This is a genomic window from Vibrio sp. B4-6, assembly GCF_963888245.1.
Classification (GTDB): domain Bacteria; phylum Pseudomonadota; class Gammaproteobacteria; order Enterobacterales; family Vibrionaceae; genus Vibrio; species Vibrio anguillarum.
This window is the reverse complement of record NZ_CAWPIM010000066.1, coordinates 129,405-154,267: the sequence shown is the minus strand read 5'-3', so window position 1 is coordinate 154,267 and position 24,863 is coordinate 129,405. Positions and strand designations below refer to the sequence as shown.

The following is a 24,863-nucleotide window of genomic DNA, read 5'->3' as shown; positions in this document are numbered from 1 at the left end:
ATATGCATGCTAATTAATAACGGTAATAAGAACTCATGAGGAAGATTTTTATGAACCAAAGAACATTGTTATTTTTATACCAATAATGTTTAGTGTGATGTTGTAAATAATATCTTTAATTTCCGTTGATTTTAGCAGAGCATAAATGATATGAACTATTTCTAATAATAGTAAGGAGAAAACTAAACATATACATCAATTACTCGTAACAAGTTCTAACTCCAGGCTTAATAATATGCATATCATTTTTATTTAATGAAATGTTGATAGCGTAATAGAGTTTGAGTTGGCTACTTATGGTGAATTATTTAATCTAATATTGGAGAACTATTATGTCATTCATACCAAAATCAGTTTTTTTAACATTAATCTCAACCAGTTTCTCTTCGATGATATTCGCTGCTGCTCCCCCAGGAGCAGGTATTAATTATTTAGAGGTTAGGACAGCAAATGACGGAGCTCAATCAGGTATTTACGCTAATGGTCAGATGCAGGCCGCACTCAAGATAACTTTCGAACTTGCTGAGGGTTATAATTTTCAAAGTGTGAAGTTAAGAACGCGGGATGATGAGTTAGGTAAACACTGGAAAGTAACGGAAAGTGAAAATGAATTTGAGCATAAAATTTTGAGTCGTGATATTGCTGACTTTAATTATTCAAATAATGATAGCGTTCTTAGTCTTATCGATGAGGATGTGCAACAAATAACCGATGAGGTTAAACTATTGCCATCACTTGAAAACAATCGACAGCGTGTATTCAGATATGTCACTGCATCAATGATGGATGAAGCAAGAGTATGTGTCGAATTGACTGCAAAAAATGCAAATAATGAACCCAGTATAAAGTCAACTTGTGTAGACAATACCACAGCTAGTGGAATGTATGTCCATGTTATTGCTCAACAAGAAAAGAAATACACCATTAATGATTTTAATGTTCATGAGTCAAAATTTGGCTGGCAATCAATATCAGCTGGAAAGGGTAGCTATAACTATGCAATGACCTACACTTATATCATACCTAAATATCAAGGTTTACAATTGCGAAAAATAACAGTAGACGACAAAATTCCTAATGAATACGGGTTCTCCACAACAATCGCGACTCAGACTCCACAATATTACAAAATGTCAGGACAAACCCAATCACAATACATAGATTCAAAGTTAGACTTAATTCCGATTAAACAAGGGAGTAAGAGAGAACATGGTTTTCACTATAAGTACTCTATAAATGAGCCAGTAGGCACCACAAGCGTTTATTCTAACTATGGTAACGATGATAACTTGATTACTTTGTTAACTTTATATGGTTCAAGCTGGGGAAGTAGGGGTGGATACGCCAAACTACCGGGACAAACTAGAATAGAGCCAAAGAGTGTCAAATTTTACGACATCTATGGAAATAATGGAGAGATTAAAGTTAGACGTGTTAGCGCTTGGGATGGATCTCCTAATGATAGAGGATATGAAGTATATTAACATTTGGCAATGTTATAACTGACGTGCCTTTTATCTCAGCGGCCTAAAAATAGTCTATTAGGCCGCAACACCAATACTGAAATTTTTCATTTAATCTGGTAGATATTTATGTATTCAATTGTTAGTAATGCATCTAATTTTATAGAAAATATATTTTCAGGAGTTGACCCTCGTACAGGGGATTACAGTTTATCGGTAAATATAGGAAATTTTTTATCTCACAAAACCTCAGGGTCAACATTGTCTCTGAGCTTGAGGTATAGCATCCACAATAAATTCGATATAGGTTTTGGCCAAGGATGGAGTATAGCGTTGAGCAGTTTCGATAAGGATCGAAATTACTTATATCTTTCAAGCGGGCAAAGTTTTGAAATAAAATTCAATACAGATAAAGGTGAATACGACATCCCCTATCGCAAACTAAAAGATTTACGTGTTTTTTATCTCAACTCAACGCAAGAAATAAAAGTCGTACATAAGGATGGTACACTAGAGTTCATTGATTACCAGAAGGGAACCCTGACACGAGTAGTGTCTAATCATGGTCTAGATATAAATTTTCAGTACGACTTCCCTCAGAATTATCCCGTTTTGAAACGAATTTTCGACAATACAGGGCGAGAGCTTCTGATAGATAGAAACGATAAATTGAAAACAAAAATAGCACATCAATTTAATGGCAACACTTATCAGAATATAGTTTTTGAAAAATATGGTCTTGGCGGAATTGAAAGGTTGTCACGCATTATCTTCCTTGACGATAATCAAGAAACTTCAATAGAGTATAATGTTGCTATTGGTGAGCACTATGATGTGATCGCTAGAGTAACTCATGCCTCTGGTATGATAGAAGAGATAACATATAATAATTATGGTCATCAACTTCCACTAGGCGCTCCAGTAGGGACTTGCCCCTATGTGGTCGAATATCGAATGATACCAGGTGATAACCAAGATGTTTTAACTATTCAGTATTCATTTTCTACTAAAAACTACCTTGGTTATGGTAGTGACCAGTCTTGGGTTGAGGGACAGGATACCTTATTCAAGGTACAAAATGATTACAAGTTCGTCAGTGCTGAGATCATCAATGGACAGCAGAAAATTGTTCGAACCTATAACAAATATCATTTATTGGAGAAGGCTGAGTATATCCAGAATGGCACCACCTATAAACTGGAAGAAAATAACTATTACGCAGAACTGGATAAGGGCATAGATCAGCAGCCAGCTCAATACAGTCTGCTCAAGGCCCAACATATTACCTATTACCATAATAGTGATAGCCGTCGTCAGAGTACCACCTATAGTTATGATGAGTATACGAATCCCTTATCCCAGATAGAGCCTGATGGTTCGCGAACAGTGTGGCAGTACTATCCAGCTAAAGGTGAAAATGATGCGTGTCCACCCGAGCCTAATGGTATGGTGTCTTTACTCAAAAGTGAGACTCATTATCCCAGCAACACAACCCATAGCGAGCAGCCTCGTCAAACCCTGCAGCGTTATATTAAACTATCAAAATTGAATCGTTCCAGCGCTTATGCTGAAGCCGATTATTTTGTGCTGCTTAGTGAACAGCAACTTCCAGATAAAAAAGTACATTTTAGCTACCATAATGACGTTAAAAAACCACTACACTATGGCCGCATCAAACAGGAACTGCAGGAAGTTAATGGCTACCAACGCTCTACTGAGCTGAGCTATGAATTTGGTGACACAACACTGATGACCTCGAGTACCTTAACCACCCATGATGGTTTGACACTCAGCGCCAGCGAGACGATTCGTTATCAGGATGGCCAAGTAATCGAAAAAATAAATGCCGAGGGCGTTGTATCCAGAGCTAATTACGATGAGTTAGGACGAGTCATTCAAGATATTTTTGCGCCTAATACTGAGTATGAAGCTATTACCCGATATAAGTATAGTGTTAATTCAGGTAATAATAGCATCACAACTATTGACCCTAAAGGAAATAAGCAGACCCAACATTTTAACAATGCCGGTAAATTGATCCGCCTCGAAATGAGTGATGTACAAAGTGCTCTCAGGATAGTCAAGCGCTGTGAGTATGATTCCTTTGGTCTACTAGTCACTCAACATGAAACGGATTATTTACACGATAGTGTCCCTTTAACTTTGACTACAAAGTTTGAATACGATATGCACGGTGAGGTCAGCAAGATTGTTCACCCCGATGGACGAATTGAGTTAATCGAGCAGGATCTAGTCAAGCTCATAACTTACTACCGCGTACCCGGACTGATGAGCACAGTTACCCGCTACAACCTTAGCGGCCAAGAGGTATACAAGGAAACTCAGGATGCTGATGACTATACACTGGCTCTGACAAAATACGCATATGACGGCTTCGGTAATCTGCTAAGCACCGAAGATACCAAAGGGCGTGTCACTCGCATGAGCTATGACAAGAGTGACCGTCTGTTAAGGATAGATAAAACCATCGCTGGTGAATTAGTATCCCAACAGATGTACTATGCCAACTTTACTACAGATACCTTAGTCACCAAGATGCAGGTAAATGGTATCGAGCTTGGCAGACGTGAGTATGATGGCCTAGCCCGCCTCACTCACGAACAATCTAGTGCTGCAGGGACGCAGCGTTTCAGTTATCCCCAGCATTCCCTCATGCCGACTCAAACAACAACCGCCTTGGGTAATAACATAACCATGGTGAATAATGCCTATCTACAGGTGATGACACAACGCGCAGGGCAGGAAGAGACCACTGGTAGCCATTACACCTATGATAAGCTCACGGGCCAACTATTAGAGGATGCTAATCAGTACACTCAACGGGCTTGCCAATATAATTGTCTGGGGCAATTGATTCTCGAGAGCGTGCAATATATCGATGGTACAAAGCAGAAAGCGAATTACAGCTATTCATTACAGGGTCAGCTCTTAAGTAAAACAGACTTTTTCGGTGTAGAAACAACTTATCATTATGATGAGTTTGGGCGGATACAACATGTGGTGACTGGGAGGAGCGAAACAGTTTTGAGTTATGACGCCTTTAGTCGTCCAATTAAGTTTGAGACTGGAGACGGAAGCAATAAGGTTGAAATTATGCTTACGCTCAATGCTCTGGGCTTGGAAGGATTTAGACGTGTACTGCTCAACGATACCGAGGCTTTTACCCTAGAGCAAGTGTTTAATCAAGACCTAAAAATAGTCGAAAAAATACACCAAGAGCAAGGACAAACTACTATAGAGACTATGACTTACGATGATCTGCATCGCTTGGTAGAATACCGCTGTGATGGGCCCAATCATCCTAATGATGAACTGGGACATAGCATATTGGCCCAGCACTTTAGCTATGATCTGTTTGGTAATATTACTGAAGTTAACAGCGAGTTAGTCGATAAGGAAGGAAATCCGGGTATTAATCGAGCACAACATATATACGATAAAAATAGTCCAGTTAGATTACTTACTATCACCAATACTCACCCTAATTATCCCCCAAAGCTGGTATTTAACTATGATACCGCTGGTAACCTATTGCTAGACGATCAAGGACGCGAATATCGCTACAATGAACTAGGACAAATAGCCCAAGTTGCAAAAGACGGCGAGATTATATCTGAGTACTACTATAACTCCATTGATGAGGTAGTTTGTCAACGCAATGAAACGGCACTAATTCATCTCTATTACCAAGGTGATGCCTTAGTTAATGAATTGTGCAATGGTATGAGCAGCCACTATCACAGTGTTGCTGGGGCGGCAACCTCTCGCACTGTGCACAATCAATATGAAGATATCCAGACGAAGCAAATGCTAATACACAATGCCCAAGGCAGTGTGCTTGCCAGCGTGACAGCAAATGCTGAAAGTACCAGCGACTATGCCACGCGCCAATATACCGCTTATGGACAAGGATAATTCGATGAAACCAGTCGTATTTAAATTACCCACAAAACTCTATCGCCCTACCATACTGGGCCAGCAACCCAATCTTTCCAGACGACAATTCGTACTGGGTTCCTCAGCCTTAGCTGTTAGTGTAGGTATGTCTCTGCCCCTGTTCTCGCCTCTGCTGCAAGCGGCGCAGGAGGGGAGAGCATCACATGGAGCCACCAACCCTTTATTAGCCAACTCCCTTGGTTTTAACGGTGAGCGAAAAGACCCACTTACCGGATTGTACCATCTGGGCAAAGGCTATCGAGCCTATAATCCAGTACTGATGAGGTTTCATGCCTGCGACAACATGAGTCCTTTTGGCAAAGGCGGTATCAATAGCTACGCCTATTGCTTAGGTGATCCAATCAATCTTAAGGACCCTAGCGGACACTTTGCTCTTATGTCACTGTTAATGGGAGCGATTGTCGGAGCTGCTGTAGGGGCCGCAATTTCGGCAACAGCAGAGGGCATCCGAGCAGGGGTGACCAATACCGGGTTTGATTGGAAACAGGTGGGTATTGGGGCTGCTCTGGGGGCGATTAGTGGTGGATTTGGCGCAGCTGCTCAGGGAATGAAGACGGGAATTCAGGCTGGTTTGGCCGTGGCAGACTCAATAGTGTCGGGTGCGGTTGACTTTGGTCTAAATATGGCTGCGGGAAGCAGTACCAAAGACGCGGGCATCAATGCAGGAATTGGGGCAGTGATAGGTTTAGTTACATTTGGTATAAGTCTGAGTTATACAAGTAAAGCAGCCACATATAGAAGTAGAAGTCTCTACGGCCGTGATAAAGTAAACACCAAAAAACTGCATAGTCGAGAATATCAGAGAAGAAGGTTGTACGGTGAACACTGGCATCAGGTAAATATAGATAACCGTAGGATTTTATGGGGGGCGGATACGGTGACTAGTCATGGCGATGTTACTCGGAATCCCATACAGCAAATTGCACGCCGTAATTCTAGATCAGATGTACATATTTACACTGGGGCACATGGTGTGGATGATGGTGAAAATTGGATGTGGCAGTTAAGGTGGCCAGATTTAGATGAGTTACATTTCTATATAGAGGATACAGTCTTCAAGTCGCGTTCTTCATCATACATGCCGCGTAGACGAGTGTATCTACATGATATGGCTGGCATCAATAAACATGAGTTTACTGCTCACTTATCTCGTCAAGGGCATCATGTTCAAGCTTATTGCTTCGGTCGTAACGATAGTTGTCTGCTTGAGTATTTTAATTTAGAACCTGTTACGAGTTTTATGCGCTCGTAGGGAGTGAATCTATGGTGACTTCGACCGGTTGAATACACAAATCCTGTTATCACCTGACATCGGCCTAAAGTCGGTGTCTTTTAGGTTGTATTATTAAAGTGATAAAGATATAACAAAAGGCTTTCTTGATAGATCAAGATCTAAATAGTTGATCCTAATTATACTTCACTTTCTGTACTCCGTGTCCACAGCTAGGAAAGGGTGAGACATTATCGGCTTTGTTACTTATGAGGTGATGATATCACCCCTAACTAAGTGACCAAATTCACTATCCCACTACAGTCTGTCGCGAAATATTGGTGTGGCATGTCAGAAGTTGTATGGCTCAAATCAACAGTGGAAACAGCGATATGGTTATCACTAGCGTTTTCTCTCAGAAACGGCTATGTATCTGGTAAAGTAGTTGCTAGGGGCGTTGTTGCCTAAATCAGTTGAACCTTTTCCAAGTCCTGCGATCTGATCCTTTGTGATGGTAAGAGCGGTGGTGACATGGGGAAAACGAAAAAGAAGATAACTAACTGGGTGGAGTACAATAAGGCTCTGTGCAAGCGTGGTTCGGTTACGTCCTGGATAGACGACTGCATGGCAATGCAAAACCCACCATGGTAAGCGTGGTAGAGGCTTCCAGTACTCAGATACAGCGATTGAAACTGCTTTGATGATTAAGGGCATCTTCTCTCTGCCATTACTTGCACTTCAAGGCTTTATCGATTCGATCTTTGAACTATTGGATGTACCGCTGACGTCCCCTGACTACACCTGTATCAGTAAAGAGGGGCTATTCGCCATATTGCCATTGACTCAACTGGCCTCAAAGTCTTTGGTAAGGGTGAATGGAAAGTGAAAAAGCATGGTGCAGATAAACGCAGAACATGGCGCAAACTACACTTAGCTGTTGATTAGATACTCACGAGGTGATTAGTGCGGAAGTCAGCCTCGTCAATGTTGGCGATAGTGAAGTGCTACCTACGTTGCTCAACCCACTACGCAGAAAGGTCACTGCTGCATCTGCCGATGGAGCATATGACACCAAAAATTGCCACGAGACTTTGAAAAAGAAAGGTTGTACCCCGTCGATAGCGCCTCGAAAGAATGCAGCACTTTGGGAAGATGGGCATCCCAGAAACGGAGCAGTAACCGCTCTGAAAAATGGAACAATAGCGGAGTGGAAAGCCCAATCTGGTTATCACTATCGCTGAATATCTGAGACTGCAATGTCCCGATATAAAGGACTAACAAGCGGTAGACTGAGCTTGAGATGTTACAACGCTCAAGTGGGCGAAATCATGGCGAATGTTAAAGCTATAAACAAAGTCATAGGACTAGGTATGCCCGTCAGAAGCTAACGGCTAGTCATATATAGTGTTATTGTTCTTCAAGCTGATTTGATCAACAACGCCACTCGGAATCATCAATGCAAAGAAATGTGGCAACTATTAAAACGGGTTCGAAATTTTATGGATAACGTTTCACCGTTTCCCGGCGGTGGTCATGGACTACAAAAAGTGAAGCATAATTAGGATCAGTTATTTAGGTCTTTTTACTTAACAGTAAAACATATGGAGAGGGGAGTACTTATCTGCAGAGTTTTTCTTCTTTTAATTCAGATGAATACCATTACTAGTACGTCATTCAATCGAAGTCTATGTCAGAAATAGATTACGATTATTGCCGAAGAGTTCTCATTTTTATCCTTGGTTAGTTTTGTTTTAATAATCACGTCCTCAAAGAGAGGAACCAAAACACTAATTATTAAGGTAACAAAAATGAACTTTAAAAAAGCAGCTATCATCGCAGCGTTTGCGATCTCATCTAACGCTATGGCAAATCCATCAGTAACAGCAATTTGGGCTGGTGTAGTTCCTGGCAGTTCTACAGGCGATGTAATCAAAATTACTGGTCTAAATGGTAGTGCTGTCGAGCAAGGTGAGTTATATGTCAATGCAGACGGTACTTTTGCTTCTAGCCAAGTTAGACTTGAGGCTCGTAAGATTGACACTAACGAGTTGCATGCCGCACAGTGGACAGTTACTAACACTACTGTTGCATATTCTACCTCAGGTGCGACTGGAGCAAATCTGGATATTTATTTAGATGGTACAAGCTGGATTGATGGCCCTGTGAATGCTGCATCGTTTGATCTCACTTTAGTTCAAACTAAGGCACTTGATGTTGTGCCTGGTGAAGCCGTTAATGCTCAAGTAACTCTTGTGGCTTCTGCTGTTCTATAATAAACGATGGTTTTTCTATAAGCAGCTCGTTTGAGCTGCTTTTATTGTTGGAAGCATTATGTTTCGTATGATTTTTTTAGCTAGAACATTACCTTTATTTGTCCTATGTATAACTTTTTTTTCTACTGTTAATGCAGCAGTGATAACTAAGCAACTGCACGTATCTACTGTAATAGACAAAAAAAAATTCCATTCACAAAATTTTACCAAATTGGAGTTTTTTCCGAATAATTTAACTGCTTTTTATAATAAAGGAATAGATACTTTCCATCCGTTACAGACGTCACTATATATAGAAACGGATATCCCTGATAACCAAGTCAATACTAGTTATCAGATCATTCTTACTGATAATCAGTCACAATGTCATACTGCGGCTGAGAGTGTTTTAGAGTTATCCGATAAGTTTGTTGATGTAGAGATTGATGGTAAAAATCTAGCTATTAATGAAGGTATTCAAGTTGGTGATTTTAAATCCAGCAAGAATGATTTTAAACACTCTATTCATGATTTTAAATTACTTTTCGCACCTTTGCCGGAAGTAACGCAGTTCGATGATTATTTATTACGTTGTAGTGGGAGCATTTCAGTTAGACTGGAATTTACAATATGAAAAAGAAACCATTAGCACTTATTATTTCAGCGCTTGTTGTATCTTCACTACCAGTGCAAGCGAATATTCCTGAATCTTTCAAAAGCTTATATTCTTTTAAAGACAAAAAAGTCCGATTTAGTACGCTTAATGATAGAGAAGATAGTTATATTCTACTTGCGACTAACTATGATTCAGTAAGATTACCTGATCAAAGTAAAGATGATGCTAAACATCAATTAAAGTTCTACTTAGAGGAAAGTAATATCAAACCAGAAGTAATTACCATGCTCATCAAAGATCTTGAGCAAGGTGTTAGTTCTGATAAATCTTGCCGCGGAAAACTCTCTGAGTGTGTTGTGGTGCCGGAAGTTTACTCTTTCGTGTATGACTATGATGAGAACTACCTGCGACTATTTGTTAATGCTAAACTTTTTAATAACAATAAGAATAATGTTGAAAAGGATTATGCGACTGCAAAAAATGAATCTAATGCACTGATTAACAGCAATGATATCTATTTTAGTCACTATAATGATCAAGATACTAACTACACGATCAATAACAGATCTTTATTAGGTTTGCCTTTAGGTCATGTAACGGCTGATCTTTCCTATTCGAATAGTCAGTCATCTAAAGGCATGGAAATCAAAGAGCTGTCATATGATGCGAGCATAGAAGATGTACGCTTATACTTGGGTAAATTTAAAAATGGTGTTAGGTTTAATGCGACTGACTTTTTGTCGACGAATACTCGTTATCAGCAGACATCGGCTAACTTTGGTAGTTCAAAAAACCTCTTGATTGGTGACCGTGGTGCTTATGAACAGTTGTTTTATTATGCGCCAGCAAGTGGTGAGTTAGTCATCTATCGTGATGATCGTATTATTAAGCAGCTTAATATTAGCGAAGGGCAAGGCTCTATCAGCTATAGTGATTTACCATCAGGGCGTTATCAAGTTCGTGTCGATGTTGTTGTTGCTGGGCAGGTGATTTCATCAGAAGTAGTGCAAATATACAATAGCTCTCGAGACACATTAGCGGTGGGTGATATTGATTACCTAATTAGTGCGGGCGTATTTGATGGTAACAGTTATGGCCAATCTAGTTATGCTGACCATTTTGAAAATAAAGGTTTTACTAAAGGTTTAGTTGCTGCTCGCTTACTCAATCCATTGGTGATCGGTGTAGGTGGTTTATACTCTGATAGTGAATGGGCGGCCACAGTCGGTACACAATTTTATCTACCGTATCAGTTTACTTTAGATATGAAACTAAATTATTTTAACCATGGAAGCCATCATTTTGACAGCAGCATTGGTAATGGTTTTCTGTCACTAAGACATGAAGATTTTTCTATTGGCAGTGATGAAGGCAAACTTGCTCAGTTTATTTATGCAGATGGTGAATACAGTCGTACTAGCTTAAGTGGCAACTACCGTTTTAGTAACGGCATTTATGCGTACTCGATCCTCTCAAAAGGTAAGCAGACGATGTTGGATAGCATTGGTATGAGCCAAGATAGCTACTCCTACTGGTCAGCAACATCAGGAGTGAGTATCCCACTGAAACATGGTCTAAACTTAAGTTTGTCAGTGAATTATCAAGACAGTAATAACAACTTTAACACCTCCATGAACTTATCTGTACCTCTTGGATCTGGTTATTCATCAAACAGTATGTTGGCACTCAATAATGATAATCTGAATCAGGTTAGAAATAGCTTGAATAAAACCGATGTTTTTAAGAGTAAAGAAATCAATTCTGACCTTTCTGTTTCACAAAACTATTACGCGAGAGAAAAAGATAAAAATACAATTGATGCCGCATTATCTGCAAACACTAAACAAGATCATTGGCAAGGTAGTGTTCACGCTTACGCAGATTCGACAGGACAAAGAAGAGGGGTATCAGGACGTTTATCCAGTAACCAAGTTTTCGATGGTAACTCAATAGCATTTACCTCGAATAAAGCGGATGCGTATGGTGCTATTGAACTTAATAGTTCCTTAGCCGAGCAAGATACTTATGGTTACGTTACTGTACGTAAAAATGGTAAGTTACAAAATAAATCGTTTATTTATGATGATAAAACCTTGTATCCACTCAATAGTTATAACGAATATGACATTAATATTGATACAGAAAGTGTCTCACTTATCAACCTTGGTGATAAAAGAATAAATGAATTTGTCAAACCAGGCAGTGTTGTAAAATTAAAACCTAACTTAAGAAACATATTTTCTTTTGTTAGCTCATTTGAAGATGTTATGGGTAACAAAGTTAAAGATCTCGTTTGCAAAGGCTCTGGCTGTCATCAAATACAAAAAATCACCGATGGTGTATTTCAAGTGTCTTTGATGGACGGTTTAGATTTTGAATTATATTCAGGAGATAACACCTGTATTATTCCAGAAAGTAAAGTCTCACATGATGTACTTAACTTTGGTCGAAATCATTGTGTACCAAATATAAAATCTATGGAATATATATTAGTTAATATTGATGATAAGGAAAAAGCATTATACTTTATTGGTTTATTCGATACTAAATTTAGTATCGATGAAATCTCTAGCGCAATGAAGAAAAATAGTATGACTTCGATTGTTAAAAATATTGGTAAATACAAAGCTGTTTACGTCCTTGCGGGAGAGTCTGGACTAGACTACGCTAAACTTGGTCTTGATAATGACGTGTTAGATATTGTAAACGTTAAAGATATCCAAGCACTATCAATTAGAGAACTTAGTCTATCTGCAATTAGGAGTAGTAACTAATGATGAAAAAAATAATCTTAGCCAGTGTTTTACTGTTTAGCTCATTGGCTAATGCTTTAACGATTGATACAATGTATTTAGTTTCTGATAGCCGTGGAAATGGTGTGATTTCATTAACTAACGACCTTGAACAAACTAACTTTGTTAATACTTATGTCTATGAGTTAATGACGGATGAACAAGGTAATATTGTTAGAACTCAGTATGCTGAAGAGAATATTGATGATTGGAAACTCATCACCACGGCACCAAAACTGATCATTGAGCCTGGGGTTAGTAAGGATATCGGTATCCGAGCGTTGTGTGACCCTGAAAGGTGTGCCCGTGATAAAGACCTTATGTTCTCTATTGCTTTTGAACCATCACCTTATTTTGAGGAGGGGGAATCACAGCAATCGTTCGTCACTATTAACTATGGTTATGCTTCGTTATTTGTTATCCCTACGACTCAACCTAAGATCAGTTACACATTAACTAATCAAGGTGATTACTTACTCGCTAAAAATACTGGGAATACGATATTAAATCTAGTGATTGATCAGTGCACTTCTACGGTAAAAAATAATTGTCGTATAACAGAGCGTCTAGTGGCTGGAAGAGAACGACAAATTAAATTGCCTGATCATTTTAAACGCAATGTTGTTGATGTTAATATTTATAACCATGATGAATCTTATAAAAATAAGCAATCATTGAGCTTAACTAAATAAATAAGTTAGTTTAGGAAATATTATGAAAATTTATCGGAACATCATTTTATTGTCGTTTATTTGTTTGCCTTTCTTTACTCAGGCGGCATCGATGAGAGGCACAATAACTGACAATAAACTGGATTGGATTGGTGCTATGAAAATATCCGGTGGCAACTTTTATACTCCAACCGATTGGGATATTATTCATAACCTTGAAGGTACCCAACGCTGGACACCTGCTACTCATGCTGCGGCTACACCCGGACAGTTGAACCTGTCCGGCCCCAGCGGTTCTGTATCTGCAGCCATAAAAGTAGTCGGTCTTGAATATAATATGGGTGATTTAAAGCCTAATCAAAGTGGTAATGTAGGCAGTTGTGAAGTTTTGAGTATGAGTAACTCAACGGTGGCATTATTGGGTGAAAACTGCCGTTCAAACCTCGATTTTACTTATCCATCGAGAGTAAATCCCTTCTATTTCACTCGTCCAATCGTTGAGGTTAATGAAGCTGAGCTACTGAGCGGATTTGAAGGAATGGAAATGGGAAAATATATCGGCAGCGTATCTTTGGTTGCTCGTTATGAGTACTATACCAGCTCCGGTGCATTAACTTACAGTAACGTTCCTTATACCTTTGAAGTAGAGTTAGACTATCACCCCAGTTATTTAACCGCTGTTACTGTTTTAGGTAATGGGATAATTGAACCAGTATATAATACTCAAAAGAATACGATCTCTGGCTCAACAAGCTTTAATATCAATGCTAGTGGTTATTTCAATAACGGTATAAAATTATATTTTATAAATCGCGATTATACTCTAAATGGGCCAAATAAAATACCCTATTCGATACAGTGTCAAGGTGCTTGCTCGGCGAGTGATATTGTTAAAGAGGGTGTTTTACTCCACGAGCTGATTATTGTTTCAGAAGGGCAACGCAATATGACTAATATTAATTTTCTTCTAGACGTTGGTTACGAAAATATCCATAAAGATCAAGTGGAAGCGGGCAGTTACAATGACACTATTAGCATTGTGTTTGAGGAGAATCTATGAAATTTAAGCATTTGTTGATGATTAATATAATCTCCCTCATTGTATTGACTTTAGCTGCCTTTCATTTAAGAGCCGAAAGCCAAAGCAATCATTTTTACGCTGGATCGTCGATTCATTATAATGTGAATGATAAAGACCATGATTTGACTGAGAAACTTGGGGCAAGTATAAGAGCGGGTTACTTATTTACCCCGAATTGGAGCATAGAAAGTAGCTATAGTAGCTATGGTCGAAATGTAGATGGTGACAATGTGTATGCTTATCAACTTAAAGGGCTTTATCTACATCAGCTTGATTCCGATTTTACCTTATATACAGGTATTGGCGGTTATGTCTATGATTCTAAAATCAATCCTAGCGCCGTGATTGGTGTTAAAAAACAATTAGACAAAAAACTTAGTGCTCAGTTTAGTTACGAATACCTGTATAAAGGCCATGGTGATGATGATATCTACTCATTATCAGTGGGCATGAATTTTTATTTTTAATATCAATAATATTGACGATTTTAAGGAAAATTATGTTAAAAAAATTTTGGCTTCCTATTCTTTTAGGAACAATGTCACCAAATGTTTTTGCTAGTGAAGCACCTCAACCTTCTGGTTATGCAAAAGGTTTTTGGTTAGGTATTGGTAGTGGTGTTGTGATTCGAGAAAACAGCCCAGAGCTAGCCAATGAAAATCATTATGGCCCAACAGGTAAAATAGAATTTGGTTACCAGTTCCATGATAATGCATCATTATATTCTAGCTATGATTATATGGATGTAGTAAGTGAAAACAAAATACACATCGGCGTATTAGGACTAAAAGCGAACTATTTTTTAACGGATAATCTATCCGCTTTCGCCAATGTCGGTATGAGTCATTATCTTGCCGATGATCATAATGAATTGCATGAATCTTATAGTTATGGTGGCGTGGTTGGTGCTGGCCTTGAATACACCATATCGAAACGCTTCGCGACCAAAGTGGGTTATAACTATTATGACAATATTAAACTTGCTTCAGGTAATGATACACACTTACATCAAGTCTATTTAGGTATCGCTTACAAGTTTGGTCAACAAGATCAGATAGCCGTTCAAGAAGTGATTGTGCCGCAAATAGAATATATTGAGAAAATTAAAACCGAAGAGGTCGTACAATTAGTAAGAACAAATTATGTGATTACCTTCCCCCTAGGTCAATCTAGGGTTGTTCATAACAGTGCAGCAGAGTTCCACCTACAAGAAGTAGCTGAGTTAATGAAGACGATGCCTGAACTTAAAGCAGAGTTGACGGGCCGCGCCGATAAAACCGGTGGATATGCCATTAATGAACGTATCTCCGCTGAACGTGCGAAAAATATCTACCACTATTTAGTAAGTCAAGACATTGATCCTGAAAGATTATTTTGGTCAGCGGTTTCTTATCATAATCCGATTACTGAAGGCAATAATGCAGTAGAACGCTCGGTAGAAATTCAACTTAAATAAACGTCTTATCTAGATAAAGCCTATGGAATTGATTTTCATAGGCTTTCATTGTTATCCCTAAACCACCGCCTTGGGCGGTGGTGATTGAACTTTGGGGCTATTGCCCGAAGAAGTGCCCATGTTAGAAGTAAACCTCTTATTCACCACAAGTAAGAGGAAACAAAAAACATGGGCGACTACAGAAGTTCATCACATGTCCATTGGCGTTGTAAATACCACATAGTTTGGACGCCGAAATACAGATTCAAGATCTTGCAAGGTAATGTAGGTAAGGAGCTTTATCGCTTAATCTATATTTTATGCAATATGAAAGATTGTGATGTTTTGGAACTAAATGTTCAACATGGATCATGCTCATCACGATTGTAAGAGCCTCGAAGTGTTTTGCCATCAATTGCAATAACTTGACCTTCAGTAAGGGTGTGTATTGATGATATCCAGTTAATGAAGCACTCATGAAACTGCTCGGGTTCAATCGTAGATATTATTCGAGCAATCGTGTCATCAGCAGGTACACCATGCAAAACAGGTCATTGCGCTGAAACCAATCATGATGACCGAGAATGTATTCACGGATATCAAACCAGCCTTTCGCACCAGCAATCACCGCACATAGCGAGCCCAAAAGGACTTCGAGCAGGCAATAAGTGACCTTTGGGCTTTGGCGTTGATCGTTTGAAAATGTTCTTTGAAGTGGTCGATGTGCATAATGCTTTCCCTAAAAAGAGAGTATAAGATCACAGCTAAATGTGATCGTTAAATCGATCATTAATTTGATTAAAAAACGTTCGCGATGTCCCCTGGGGGTATAACCAGCTTTTTTGGCTTGATCATCCCATACTCGGCTGTGTCCAAATGGGCCACTAGTATAGATATCGTTTGGCATGCTACTTAGATTAAGCATTTTCTTAACTCTCGGATAGTAAATGCTATTCATTTCGTCATAATCGACACTACCTTTAAAAATATCATCAAAATACAGCCTCTCTGGTTGGATCATGACTCCAGTAAAAATTACCGAGCCACCGCCTACACAGGCTCCACGCCATATAGTGATGTTTTTATACTCAGTTGCATCAAGTACGCCGCCAAATGAATCCATATAAGCAGTGTGGCCTGGTATCATTTTCACTTTATTTTTAAACCAAAAAGCCCGCCCATCGGGGGTCATATCATCCGAAAATATTCCTCTAGTATCGGAATTTGGCCATTGAAACCTGCGTTCCAAAAGCGTGACCTCTTCACCCGCTTGGCTAAGTCTTAGTGCTGATATTGCACCGCCAAAACCAGAGCCAATAACCACGTTCTTCGAGTGTTGAGGTGGGATTGGTCGAGTATAAAATAGTTCCGGCACCATTAATTTGTACTTTGTATTTTTAAAAATAAAAGTGTGTGCAGGGTTTGATAGCAAGCTGCTGGTTGCGATAGTTCCGCTACCGAGCAAAAAAATATGACGACGAGAAATTTTTTTCATAAATATCGACCTTTTTATTGTGAATGATTTTAGCCAGAGTTTCCTTTGTCGTTAAGTAAATGAAAAAACAGCGAAAACTGAAATTGGCGAAGGCAAGTTAGGGTAAAGCGACAATTCAATCAGTGATAAAGGGTTTAAAAATAAGATTTCAGATATTTCTTATATAAAATAGTGAGTTATAGAAAATTCAGATTTTTTGTGGGGGAGGCTGTGTGGGCTTGTAGGTTTTTTCTTATTTTTTTTGTGAATTATTGACAGAAAATGGATGTCATACCATTCTCAAAGTGGGTAGGAAAAATGAAGAGGGATTAGTGATGGGTATTAAGCTTAATAGCAAATGGATGGTTTTAATCGCTACTTGTGGTCTGATTATCGCTTATATGCCTTTTGGGCATAGTCGTAGTCACACTTCTGCTACCGTTAGTTTCACTGGCGTGGTTCCAGATATAAAGTGCGATGGTATAAAAAAATTATTACCAACATTTACGGTATTGGATACAAACAATGACGGTCGATTGACGGCAAGTGAGTTAACGGTGATTAAAAATCATGAGTTTTCGTCCGTTGATTTTGATGCAAGCGGATACATAAGCCCGATAGAGCTTAGCGTTTATAAAAAAAGAAATTGTTTGATGTAAGGCATTTATATCCAAACGATAGGTATTTCGATTTTTTCATACTCTCTGTTTTGATGAGAATATTTACCTAACTTGATGGCTTTGATGATCAACTTAGTATTGTTATGAATAACGATGTCATCTGTAAGTATATCGATTAAAGATATACTTACAGAGGTGACAGAGTTTGGGTTTAATCTTAGTGCGGGTTTAGATATGAGTAGGCTTTGGTACTTTTGTTTATATTTATTATCACAATGGTACTCTATGTTAATGAGATAATCGTTCATTGAAAAATTTGCAATAGATAGAAAGTTATCTTTATTAACATTTGATAAGCTTATCGAGCTTTTGTCGATTTTTATAGGTTTTCTATATGTATCAAAGTGTTTATTGTTAGTGTGCTCATAGCAATCCATTAAAAAACAAGATGCGATAATAATAATAGAGCTGAATAGATACTGCATGTTTACCTATCTTATATGTAACAACTTAATACATATGTATATCTACACAAGGTCTGCTAATTACTATACATTTACTTTACGCAGCAATCACATTGATAGATAAGTTTATTGATTTAAATATCCTTGAAGTATAATCTTGCTTGGTTTTTATAAAAACGAGATGTTTCCTCACATCCTGTAGGTTGAGGTTGCGATGCAATGAGAGAATTTTCTTACAGAGAGATGCTATGAAAAATATTATTCTAGTTGATGATCATCCGGTTGTTTTAGCGACGGTTAAAGGTATTGTTGAGAAAGAAGGTTACAAAATTGTTGATCAATTCAGTGATGGCCAAGCTGTACTCAAGAAGTTAAGAAATATAGATTATAAAGTTGATGCTATTATTTTAGATATCAGCTTGCCAGGTATGGATGGGTTAGAATTAACCCAAAAAATAAAGAACTATCTCCCTGAGGCAAAAATATTAATATTTACATCACAAAATTCAATCTATTTTGCACGTCGCTGTATGGAAGCCGGAGCAAATGGTTTTGTCTCGAAAAGTCAAGATGTTAAAGAAATTGGATTGGCTTTAAATACAGTGTTAAGAGGGTATAATTTTTTCCCAGATGGAGCATTAAGTACATTATCGAATAAAAAAATGGGTGATGATCCTTTGAGTATGTTATCTAAAAGGGAGTTTTTAGTTATGAAATTTTTAATCAATGGCAGTAATAATAATGAGATAGCAAGAGAGTTATCATTGAGTGAAAAAACCATTAGTACTTATAAAAAGAGAATATTCGATAAACTGGGTGTCAATCACGTTCTTGAACTGGCAGATTTTGCGAAGAGAAATGACGTATCATGAAAGAAGGCTTGTTAGCTGGCTTATTATTTTTATTAGCTTCTTTCTCATTAGAAAGTAATGGGAAAGTAATTCAACCTAATAAAGTAGAGGTAAGAAACACGAATGTGTTTCTTACTCAAAATGAAAAATATTATTTATCAAATAAAAAAACGTTAAGAGTTGGAGTCAACCTTCCTTCATTTATACCCTTTGATATCGTTGAGGAGGGGCAAGATAATATTTTGTATTCTGGTATAAGTTCAGAGGTTATTGCTATTATCTCTGATATTCTAGATATTGAGCTTGATTTTTATTTTTTTAAGACAAGGAATGAAGCAATAGCTGCTATCTTGAAAAATGAGATAGATTTAATTACATCATCGAATGGGTACGAATTACAGTTTGGGTTGATTTTATCAGAGATTTATTTCCCTGATAGACCGATTTTATTTCGGTCATCAAAAATTAATGAGATAAAAACCGTATCCGTTGCTTATGAGTATCTTGATTCTGAACGTCTTAGAAGTGTATTTCCTCATATAGAATTTTTTTTCTATCCATCAAGAGAAGAAGCGATAGCTGCTGCAGTTTTTGGAGAGGTAGATGCAGTTATCAATGATCTTCTCTCATTAAATCATTCATATAACAACCATTATATTGGTGACTTAAAATATCAAGAAGTGATCCAAGAGGTTGATAGCAAAGGTTTTGCCTTTTCTTTTGATGCAAATAATACAATGTTAAGAAATATATTTAATAAAGTTATCGCAAGTATTGATACTAACACTTTACAACTGATTGTGCATCGATGGAATGGCGGAGGAATTACTCCTCCAACTTTGAATGAGTTAGCTTATATCAAAGAAAATGTAGTAAATAAGTTTGGTCAAGATGAGATATCAGTTGTTGTGATGCCACATCAGGCACCTTTTAGTTATTTGGATGAATTTGACAATCCGCAGGGTATTCTCGTGGAGTTGTTAAACCTGTTTAACATATATACAGGTGTTAAAATAAATTTAATTGTTGAAAAAGAGTTGGATAATGCATTTTCTCTATTAAAAAATGGTCAAGTTGATTTGGTTGCTATCAATGAATCAAAATCTCGTCGAGAGCATTTTTTGATATCAGATGTTATATTGCGTAATCCTTTTGTTTATGTTACCCATAAGAATGTTATGTTACATGATATTGAAAGTGTAGTTACAACAAAAAATAGTATAATAAAAGAGATGATGGATTTATCTAATTACAAAAACATTCAAACAGATGGTTATTTAAGTGCTTTGACTAAAGTGGTCTCAGATAAAAAATCTACAGCGATCATGCCGATTTCTATTGCTAATTTTTATATTTATCAATACTTTTTTGAAGATTTAGAGGTTAACGGGATTAATTATGAACTACCAAATGCAAAAGTGGCTTTTGCTGCGTTAAACGACAATAAAGAGTTAATGGATTTTGTTAATGGACTATTAAGAGAGATACCTAAAGGGCAAATCGAAGTTATTGCAAATATGTGGAGAAAGAATGCAGTAGTTGCCAATAATACATGGAAAGATTATAAGTATACTGTATATACATTATCAATAAGTATGATTATTATACTGTTTTTAGTTATTATATATATTGTTCTAGCTCGGAAAGCTTTAAAGATTGAGCGTAACTTAAAAAATCAAAACTCAGAACAGTTGAATTTCCTTCAGGATATTGTTGATTCTATACCACATCCAATCTATTTTATGTCTGAAAATTTTAAAATAAAAGTATCTAATGAAGCATTTAAATCAATATTTAACTATCAGAATAGCCACTCCTTTTATTTTTTGAAAAGGTTAGGTTATCCCCAGTACTTAAAGTTAATAAGAAGGCATAAGGAAGTTATTCAATTAAATGAAAGTAGTGTAGAGGATTATACACTTTATATAGATAATCAAAAATATGTCATTTATCACTGGTTGAGAGCATACTCGGACATTAATGGTCATACATCTGGTGTGATTGGCGGTTGGCTAGATATCTCAGAAAGGGCTAAATTATTAGATGAGATTGAGGATGCTAAAATTGAAGCTGAATCAGCAAACTCAGCGAAGAGTTTATTCTTAGCAACGATGAGCCATGAAATAAGAACACCTATGAATGTGATTATAGGTGCACTAGATTTAGTTATTAATTATGACTATAGTTCAGATGAAAAAAATAAACATTTAAACATAGCATATGATTCAGCTAAAGATTTATTATCATTAATTGGCGACATACTTGATCTTAGTAAGATTGAGGCTAATGAGCTCAATATTATTCCTAAAGATGCAAATTTTAAAGATACGATAAGCTCTATTTTTAATATGTTCTATGGCTTAGCTAAACAGAAAAATGTCCGTCTAATAAAAAGCTATGATGATACTATTGAACCGTTTTTAATGTTTGATGATTTAAGGTTAAAACAAATTTTACTTAATGTCCTTAGTAATGCAGTTAAGTTTACTGATGAAGGCTCAATACAAATAAAATTTGTTAATCTTGGTGTTTTTGATAACCACCAAGAAATAAAAATAGTTATTAAAGATACAGGGATAGGTATTAAACAAGAGGAAGTTGATAAATTATTCAAAACTTTTTCTCAAACATCAAGTTCTTATAATAGAGGTGGAACTGGCCTTGGTTTAATGATTACTAAAAATCTATGTGAGTTAATGTCAGGTAAGATGGATTTAAGTAGTCAAGCTGACATTGGTACTACGGTATCAATGATATTTAAATTTCCGATTGTTGAAAATATAACCTTACTTTATAAAAATTCAGTCGAAGACAAGGATAAAGAAGAGCCGTTTGAAAAAAAGAAAATCTTACTTGTTGATGATCACCCAAGTAATCGTATCATTTTATCTAAACAAATCGAGCAGTTAGGGCATGAAGTATTAACTGCTTGTGATGGTTATGATGCTTTATCCGTGCTTGACAAAAATGTAGATATTAACGTTGTTATTACTGATTGTCATATGCCTGAAATGGATGGATATGAATTGACTCGAAATATTAGAGATCGATTTTTTTCTCGTAATAATCTAATTATTTTAGGCTTAACAGCCAATGCACAAGCTGATATTAAGGAAAAATGTCTTCTTGCTGGTATGGATGATTGTTTGTTTAAACCTTTAGATATTAAAGAGTTAGAAAGTCGAATTCATGTTAAATATAATGATAATGCCAATGCCAAAAAAGTTAAAGTATCTAAACCTAATCTGGTAATCAATAAGGATGTTCTGATTTATTTGATGAATGCAGGCGTTGATTTAACAGTAGTATTCGACGAGTTTGTGAAAACGACAAGTGTAGATTTGTCAAAATTATCTCAGTCAAATATATTAGAAGATCAAATGGAGCTTATACATCGTATAAAAAGTGCTTCGAATATGCTCGGCTTTCAAGGTATTATAAAAATTTGTTTATCGATAGAAAGCAAATATAAGTTAGAAGATAAAGACATCGAACATCTTCAATCTGAATTCAATGACGTTATTGTAGCGATGGGTGATTTTCTATCTTAGTCATAATTATAGTAAATTAAAAAGGACTAGAATGTTATTCTCAGTCCTTTTTCTATGTTAATTAATTATACCTAATCTGTATCTATTTTTTACTTTTAAACCTAATCAGGGATTTGTTGCGTAATTCAGACTAGAAACCAAAACGCCTAAAGTTGAGCAACTTTTATACAACATACTGAGTTTCAGGCATACCAAGTCCTGTAAGCTTGTTCAGCGCTTTAATCATTGCGTAAGTCTCACCAACCTGAGCGTTGTAATTTCGGAGGCTGAGTTTTCCACCCAACAACTGTTTCACTCGATACATTGCTGTCTCTGATAGCGAGCGTTTATGATAGCCATACCGCTTTTTCCACATATTGTTCGAGCCGTAAATCTTCTGACAACCTACCGCTAAATTGCGAGAATGCCCATGTTCCCAGAAGGCCGCCCCTTCTCGTGGCGGGATGAGTGGAACCGCTCGTTTGATTCGTATAGCATCATAGCAAACCTTTGTGTCATAAGCACCATCACCTGATATCTCAATGATTTTACGACGTGTCTGCTTTAGCAGTTCGCGGTATCAAATGAATCTGTGCTTAAGACTATTGCTAGCCTAACCTCAATATTCGTCGGGATTAGATTAGGTTCGTTTGTTCTTGGCTTGTTTTGGTCAAAAGCGAACGAGACAGGCGTGATTGTAGGAAGCATCACAAGTGTAGTCGCTGTTTTCATCGCGAGATATATGGATGTAGCTTGGCCTTGGTTTGCGCCGATAGGAACCTTCGTATTCTTAGTCTTTGGAGTGCTCGTCAGTTATCGGTGGGGTTTCGTTACTGAGGAACAGCAAACCTTTATTAGTAATCAAAAACATCTATTCGCTAAGCCAACGGCTAGCCATTATGGGTTGTTGGGGTTCGCTGCTGCGACCATTGCTGCTTGTACGGTTTTGCCTGATTGGCTTTATGCTGCATTGTCGTAACGGGTAAATTTATGCTGTCTATCTTTGATATTTATAAGATTGGTGTCGGGCCTTCGAGTTCCCATACCAATGGTCCTATGATTGCGGGTTACCATTTCACTCGCTTGATTAAATCTAATCTGGAAAAAGTTGTTCGTATTCAGGTGGATCTCTACGGTTCTCTGTCACTGACAGGCATTGGTCACCATACTGACCGTGCGACGATCCTGGGGTTGTTAGGTAATAAGCCAGACACTCTTAAAATCGCTTCTGCGAACCGAGCAATGCGTAAAGCAATTGATGAAGGCTTGTTATCTGTTGATGATCGTCATGAGATCAAGTTTAACTACCAGACAGATATGCTTTTTCATGGCGATAACTTACCATTGCATGAGAACGGTATGACGATCACTGCATTTGATGCTCAAGGTAAGCAGCTTGGGTTCGAAACATACTACTCCATTGGTGGTGGTTTTATTGCGACTGCTGATGAACTGCAAAATGGCAATCCTACAACTCCGGTTGAAGTAGAGTATCCGTTTGCAAGTGCTGATGAAATGTTGGCTCAGGCGGAGAAACATGGCATTAGCCTTGGCGGTATGATTCTTAGCAATGAGCAAGCGTTCCAAGATATGCCGGACATCGATAAGCGTGCCGACCAAATCTGGAGAGTGATGATCAGTTGTATGGAGCGTGGTTTCGAAACTGAAGGGATTTTGGAAGGTGGCTTGAACGTGACTCTTCGCGCCCCAAATCTACTGAAAAAGCTAGAAGCCAATACAGCGGTAGAGAACGATCCGATGGAAATCATGGATTGGATTAACCTGTTTGCCTTTGCGGTAAGTGAGGAGAATGCTGCGGGTGGCCAGGTCGTTACATCGCCAACTAATGGTGCGGCAGGCGTCATTCCTGCAGTACTGATGTACTACCATCGCTTTATTAAGTCACTTGATACCAAGCAATTGAAAGATTTCCTCGCCGTGTCAGGCGCTATTGGAATCCTGTATAAAACCAACGCATCGATTTCAGGTGCCGAAGTTGGATGTCAGGGTGAAGTCGGAGTTTCATCATCAATGGCGGCGGCAGGTCTGACAGCACTTCGAGGTGGTAGTAATGAACAGATTTGTATTGCTGCTGAGATTGCAATGGAGCACTCATTAGGTATGACATGTGACCCAATTGGTGGCTTGGTACAAGTGCCTTGTATCGAGCGCAATGCGATGGGAGCGATCAACGCCTCTCGTATGGCACTAAAACGCAATAGCAAATGTCTAATATCTTTAGATAAAGTCATTGAAACCATGTACCAAACCGGCAAAGACATGAATAGGAAGTATCGGGAAACATCATTAGGGGGGTTAGCACTAATTCATCTGTCTCCCCCTTGTAATTAAGGTGTAATGCTTGTCTGACATCTAAAAATTATAGTGGTGTGATCTGTACCGGAAAAACAGGACACTTAACTAAC

At 37.8% G+C, this 24,863-nt stretch carries 15 protein-coding genes and 6 pseudogenes; 18 read left to right on the top strand and 3 right to left on the bottom strand.

Annotated features, from left to right (window positions below):
* Positions 1-332: 332 nt before the first annotated feature.
* From AACV20_RS14910 to AACV20_RS14850, 13 genes and pseudogenes are all read left to right on the top strand, one after another.
* On the top strand, positions 333-1,484 hold the full coding sequence (locus tag AACV20_RS14910) for a hypothetical protein (protein WP_170907560.1): 1,152 nt from the start codon (positions 333-335) through the stop codon (positions 1,482-1,484).
* 108 nt (positions 1,485-1,592) lie between these two features.
* Entirely contained in the window at positions 1,593-5,399 is a 3,807-nt protein-coding gene (locus AACV20_RS14905; protein ID WP_249929761.1) for an RHS repeat protein, read from the top strand.
* A 4-nt stretch (positions 5,400-5,403) separates the two neighbouring features.
* A complete protein-coding gene (locus AACV20_RS14900; RefSeq protein WP_170895637.1) occupies positions 5,404-6,693 on the top strand; it encodes an RHS repeat-associated core domain-containing protein in 1,290 nt (429 codons plus the stop codon).
* A 489-nt stretch (positions 6,694-7,182) separates the two neighbouring features.
* Positions 7,183-8,039 (top strand): annotated as a pseudogene (locus AACV20_RS14895) (IS5 family transposase).
* Between the two features lie 54 nt (positions 8,040-8,093).
* Positions 8,094-8,213 (top strand): annotated as a pseudogene (locus AACV20_RS14890) (IS630 family transposase); the annotation flags it as partial.
* Positions 8,214-8,459: 246 nt separating this feature from the next.
* On the top strand, positions 8,460-8,924 hold the full coding sequence (locus tag AACV20_RS14885) for a hypothetical protein (protein WP_170895638.1): 465 nt from the start codon (positions 8,460-8,462) through the stop codon (positions 8,922-8,924).
* A 58-nt stretch (positions 8,925-8,982) separates the two neighbouring features.
* Entirely contained in the window at positions 8,983-9,537 is a 555-nt protein-coding gene (locus AACV20_RS14880; RefSeq protein WP_170895639.1) for a hypothetical protein, read from the top strand.
* A complete protein-coding gene (locus tag AACV20_RS14875; protein WP_170907559.1) occupies positions 9,534-12,293 on the top strand; it encodes a TcfC E-set like domain-containing protein in 2,760 nt (919 codons plus the stop codon). Before AACV20_RS14880 ends, AACV20_RS14875 begins: the two co-directional genes overlap by 4 nt.
* Positions 12,293-13,003: a hypothetical protein gene (locus AACV20_RS14870; RefSeq protein ID WP_170895641.1), complete on the top strand. Its 711-nt coding sequence runs from the start codon at positions 12,293-12,295 to the stop codon at positions 13,001-13,003. The genes AACV20_RS14875 and AACV20_RS14870 overlap by 1 nt, the downstream gene beginning before the upstream one ends.
* Positions 13,004-13,025: 22 nt before the next feature.
* The gene (locus AACV20_RS14865) at positions 13,026-14,042 is read left to right on the top strand and encodes a hypothetical protein (protein ID WP_170895642.1); all 1,017 of its coding nucleotides are present in this window, start codon (positions 13,026-13,028) and stop codon (positions 14,040-14,042) included.
* Complete coding sequence (locus AACV20_RS14860) at positions 14,039-14,530, top strand: outer membrane beta-barrel protein (RefSeq protein WP_170895643.1); 492 nt, start codon at positions 14,039-14,041, stop codon at positions 14,528-14,530. Before AACV20_RS14865 ends, AACV20_RS14860 begins: the two co-directional genes overlap by 4 nt.
* A 32-nt stretch (positions 14,531-14,562) precedes the next feature.
* A complete protein-coding gene (locus AACV20_RS14855) occupies positions 14,563-15,519 on the top strand; it encodes an OmpA family protein (RefSeq protein ID WP_170895644.1) in 957 nt (318 codons plus the stop codon).
* A gap of 168 nt (positions 15,520-15,687) precedes the next feature.
* A pseudogene (locus AACV20_RS14850) lies at positions 15,688-15,861 on the top strand (transposase); the annotation flags it as partial.
* Positions 15,862-15,872: 11 nt separating this feature from the next.
* Here the strand turns inward: AACV20_RS14850 and AACV20_RS14845 are convergent.
* Both AACV20_RS14845 and AACV20_RS14840 read right to left on the bottom strand, forming a co-directional pair.
* Positions 15,873-16,227: pseudogene (locus tag AACV20_RS14845) on the bottom strand (ISAs1 family transposase); the annotation flags it as partial.
* A 10-nt stretch (positions 16,228-16,237) separates the two neighbouring features.
* Positions 16,238-16,993 (bottom strand): GMC family oxidoreductase, encoded by a 756-nt coding sequence (locus AACV20_RS14840; RefSeq protein WP_170895645.1) that lies wholly within the window; start codon positions 16,991-16,993, stop codon positions 16,238-16,240.
* A 314-nt stretch (positions 16,994-17,307) separates the two neighbouring features.
* On the opposite strand from AACV20_RS14840, the gene AACV20_RS14835 reads away from it, so the two are divergent.
* The 3 genes from AACV20_RS14835 to AACV20_RS14825 all read left to right on the top strand — a co-directional run bounded on the left by AACV20_RS14835 (position 17,308) and on the right by AACV20_RS14825 (position 22,458).
* Positions 17,308-17,631: a hypothetical protein gene (locus tag AACV20_RS14835; protein WP_170895646.1), complete on the top strand. Its 324-nt coding sequence runs from the start codon at positions 17,308-17,310 to the stop codon at positions 17,629-17,631.
* Between the two features lie 673 nt (positions 17,632-18,304).
* On the top strand, positions 18,305-18,928 hold the full coding sequence (locus tag AACV20_RS14830) for a response regulator transcription factor (protein ID WP_170895647.1): 624 nt from the start codon (positions 18,305-18,307) through the stop codon (positions 18,926-18,928).
* Positions 18,925-22,458 carry a response regulator gene (locus tag AACV20_RS14825; RefSeq protein WP_170907558.1) on the top strand — a complete coding sequence of 1,178 codons (3,534 nt, stop codon included), beginning with the start codon at positions 18,925-18,927 and terminating at the stop codon, positions 22,456-22,458. The genes AACV20_RS14830 and AACV20_RS14825 overlap by 4 nt, the downstream gene beginning before the upstream one ends.
* 163 nt (positions 22,459-22,621) lie before the next feature.
* On the opposite strand, the pseudogene AACV20_RS14820 reads toward AACV20_RS14825, so the two are convergent.
* A pseudogene (locus AACV20_RS14820) lies at positions 22,622-23,008 on the bottom strand (transposase); the annotation flags it as partial.
* Positions 23,009-23,011: 3 nt separating this feature from the next.
* Between AACV20_RS14820 and AACV20_RS14815 the strand changes: the two are divergent.
* Both AACV20_RS14815 and AACV20_RS14810 read left to right on the top strand, forming a co-directional pair.
* Positions 23,012-23,416, top strand: a pseudogene (locus AACV20_RS14815) (sodium:solute symporter); the annotation flags it as partial.
* An 11-nt stretch (positions 23,417-23,427) separates the two neighbouring features.
* Positions 23,428-24,789 carry an L-serine ammonia-lyase gene (locus AACV20_RS14810; RefSeq protein ID WP_170907557.1) on the top strand — a complete coding sequence of 454 codons (1,362 nt, stop codon included), beginning with the start codon at positions 23,428-23,430 and terminating at the stop codon, positions 24,787-24,789.
* Positions 24,790-24,863 lie beyond the last annotated feature (74 nt).

Coding starts and splice junctions, on each gene's coding strand:
- AACV20_RS14880 (WP_170895639.1), top strand. CDS start 8,983: ATGTTTCGTATGATTTTTTTAGCTAGAACATTACCTTTATTTGTCCTA.
- AACV20_RS14825 (WP_170907558.1), top strand. CDS start 18,925: ATGAAAGAAGGCTTGTTAGCTGGCTTATTATTTTTATTAGCTTCTTTC.
- AACV20_RS14810 (WP_170907557.1), top strand. CDS start 23,428: ATGCTGTCTATCTTTGATATTTATAAGATTGGTGTCGGGCCTTCGAGT.
- AACV20_RS14865 (WP_170895642.1), top strand. CDS start 13,026: ATGAAAATTTATCGGAACATCATTTTATTGTCGTTTATTTGTTTGCCT.
- AACV20_RS14885 (WP_170895638.1), top strand. CDS start 8,460: ATGAACTTTAAAAAAGCAGCTATCATCGCAGCGTTTGCGATCTCATCT.
- AACV20_RS14900 (WP_170895637.1), top strand. CDS start 5,404: ATGAAACCAGTCGTATTTAAATTACCCACAAAACTCTATCGCCCTACC.
- AACV20_RS14835 (WP_170895646.1), top strand. CDS start 17,308: ATGGGTATTAAGCTTAATAGCAAATGGATGGTTTTAATCGCTACTTGT.
- AACV20_RS14870 (WP_170895641.1), top strand. CDS start 12,293: ATGATGAAAAAAATAATCTTAGCCAGTGTTTTACTGTTTAGCTCATTG.
- AACV20_RS14860 (WP_170895643.1), top strand. CDS start 14,039: ATGAAATTTAAGCATTTGTTGATGATTAATATAATCTCCCTCATTGTA.
- AACV20_RS14840 (WP_170895645.1), bottom strand. CDS start 16,993: ATGAAAAAAATTTCTCGTCGTCATATTTTTTTGCTCGGTAGCGGAACT.
- AACV20_RS14830 (WP_170895647.1), top strand. CDS start 18,305: ATGAAAAATATTATTCTAGTTGATGATCATCCGGTTGTTTTAGCGACG.
- AACV20_RS14905 (WP_249929761.1), top strand. CDS start 1,593: ATGTATTCAATTGTTAGTAATGCATCTAATTTTATAGAAAATATATTT.
- AACV20_RS14910 (WP_170907560.1), top strand. CDS start 333: ATGTCATTCATACCAAAATCAGTTTTTTTAACATTAATCTCAACCAGT.
- AACV20_RS14875 (WP_170907559.1), top strand. CDS start 9,534: ATGAAAAAGAAACCATTAGCACTTATTATTTCAGCGCTTGTTGTATCT.
- AACV20_RS14855 (WP_170895644.1), top strand. CDS start 14,563: ATGTTAAAAAAATTTTGGCTTCCTATTCTTTTAGGAACAATGTCACCA.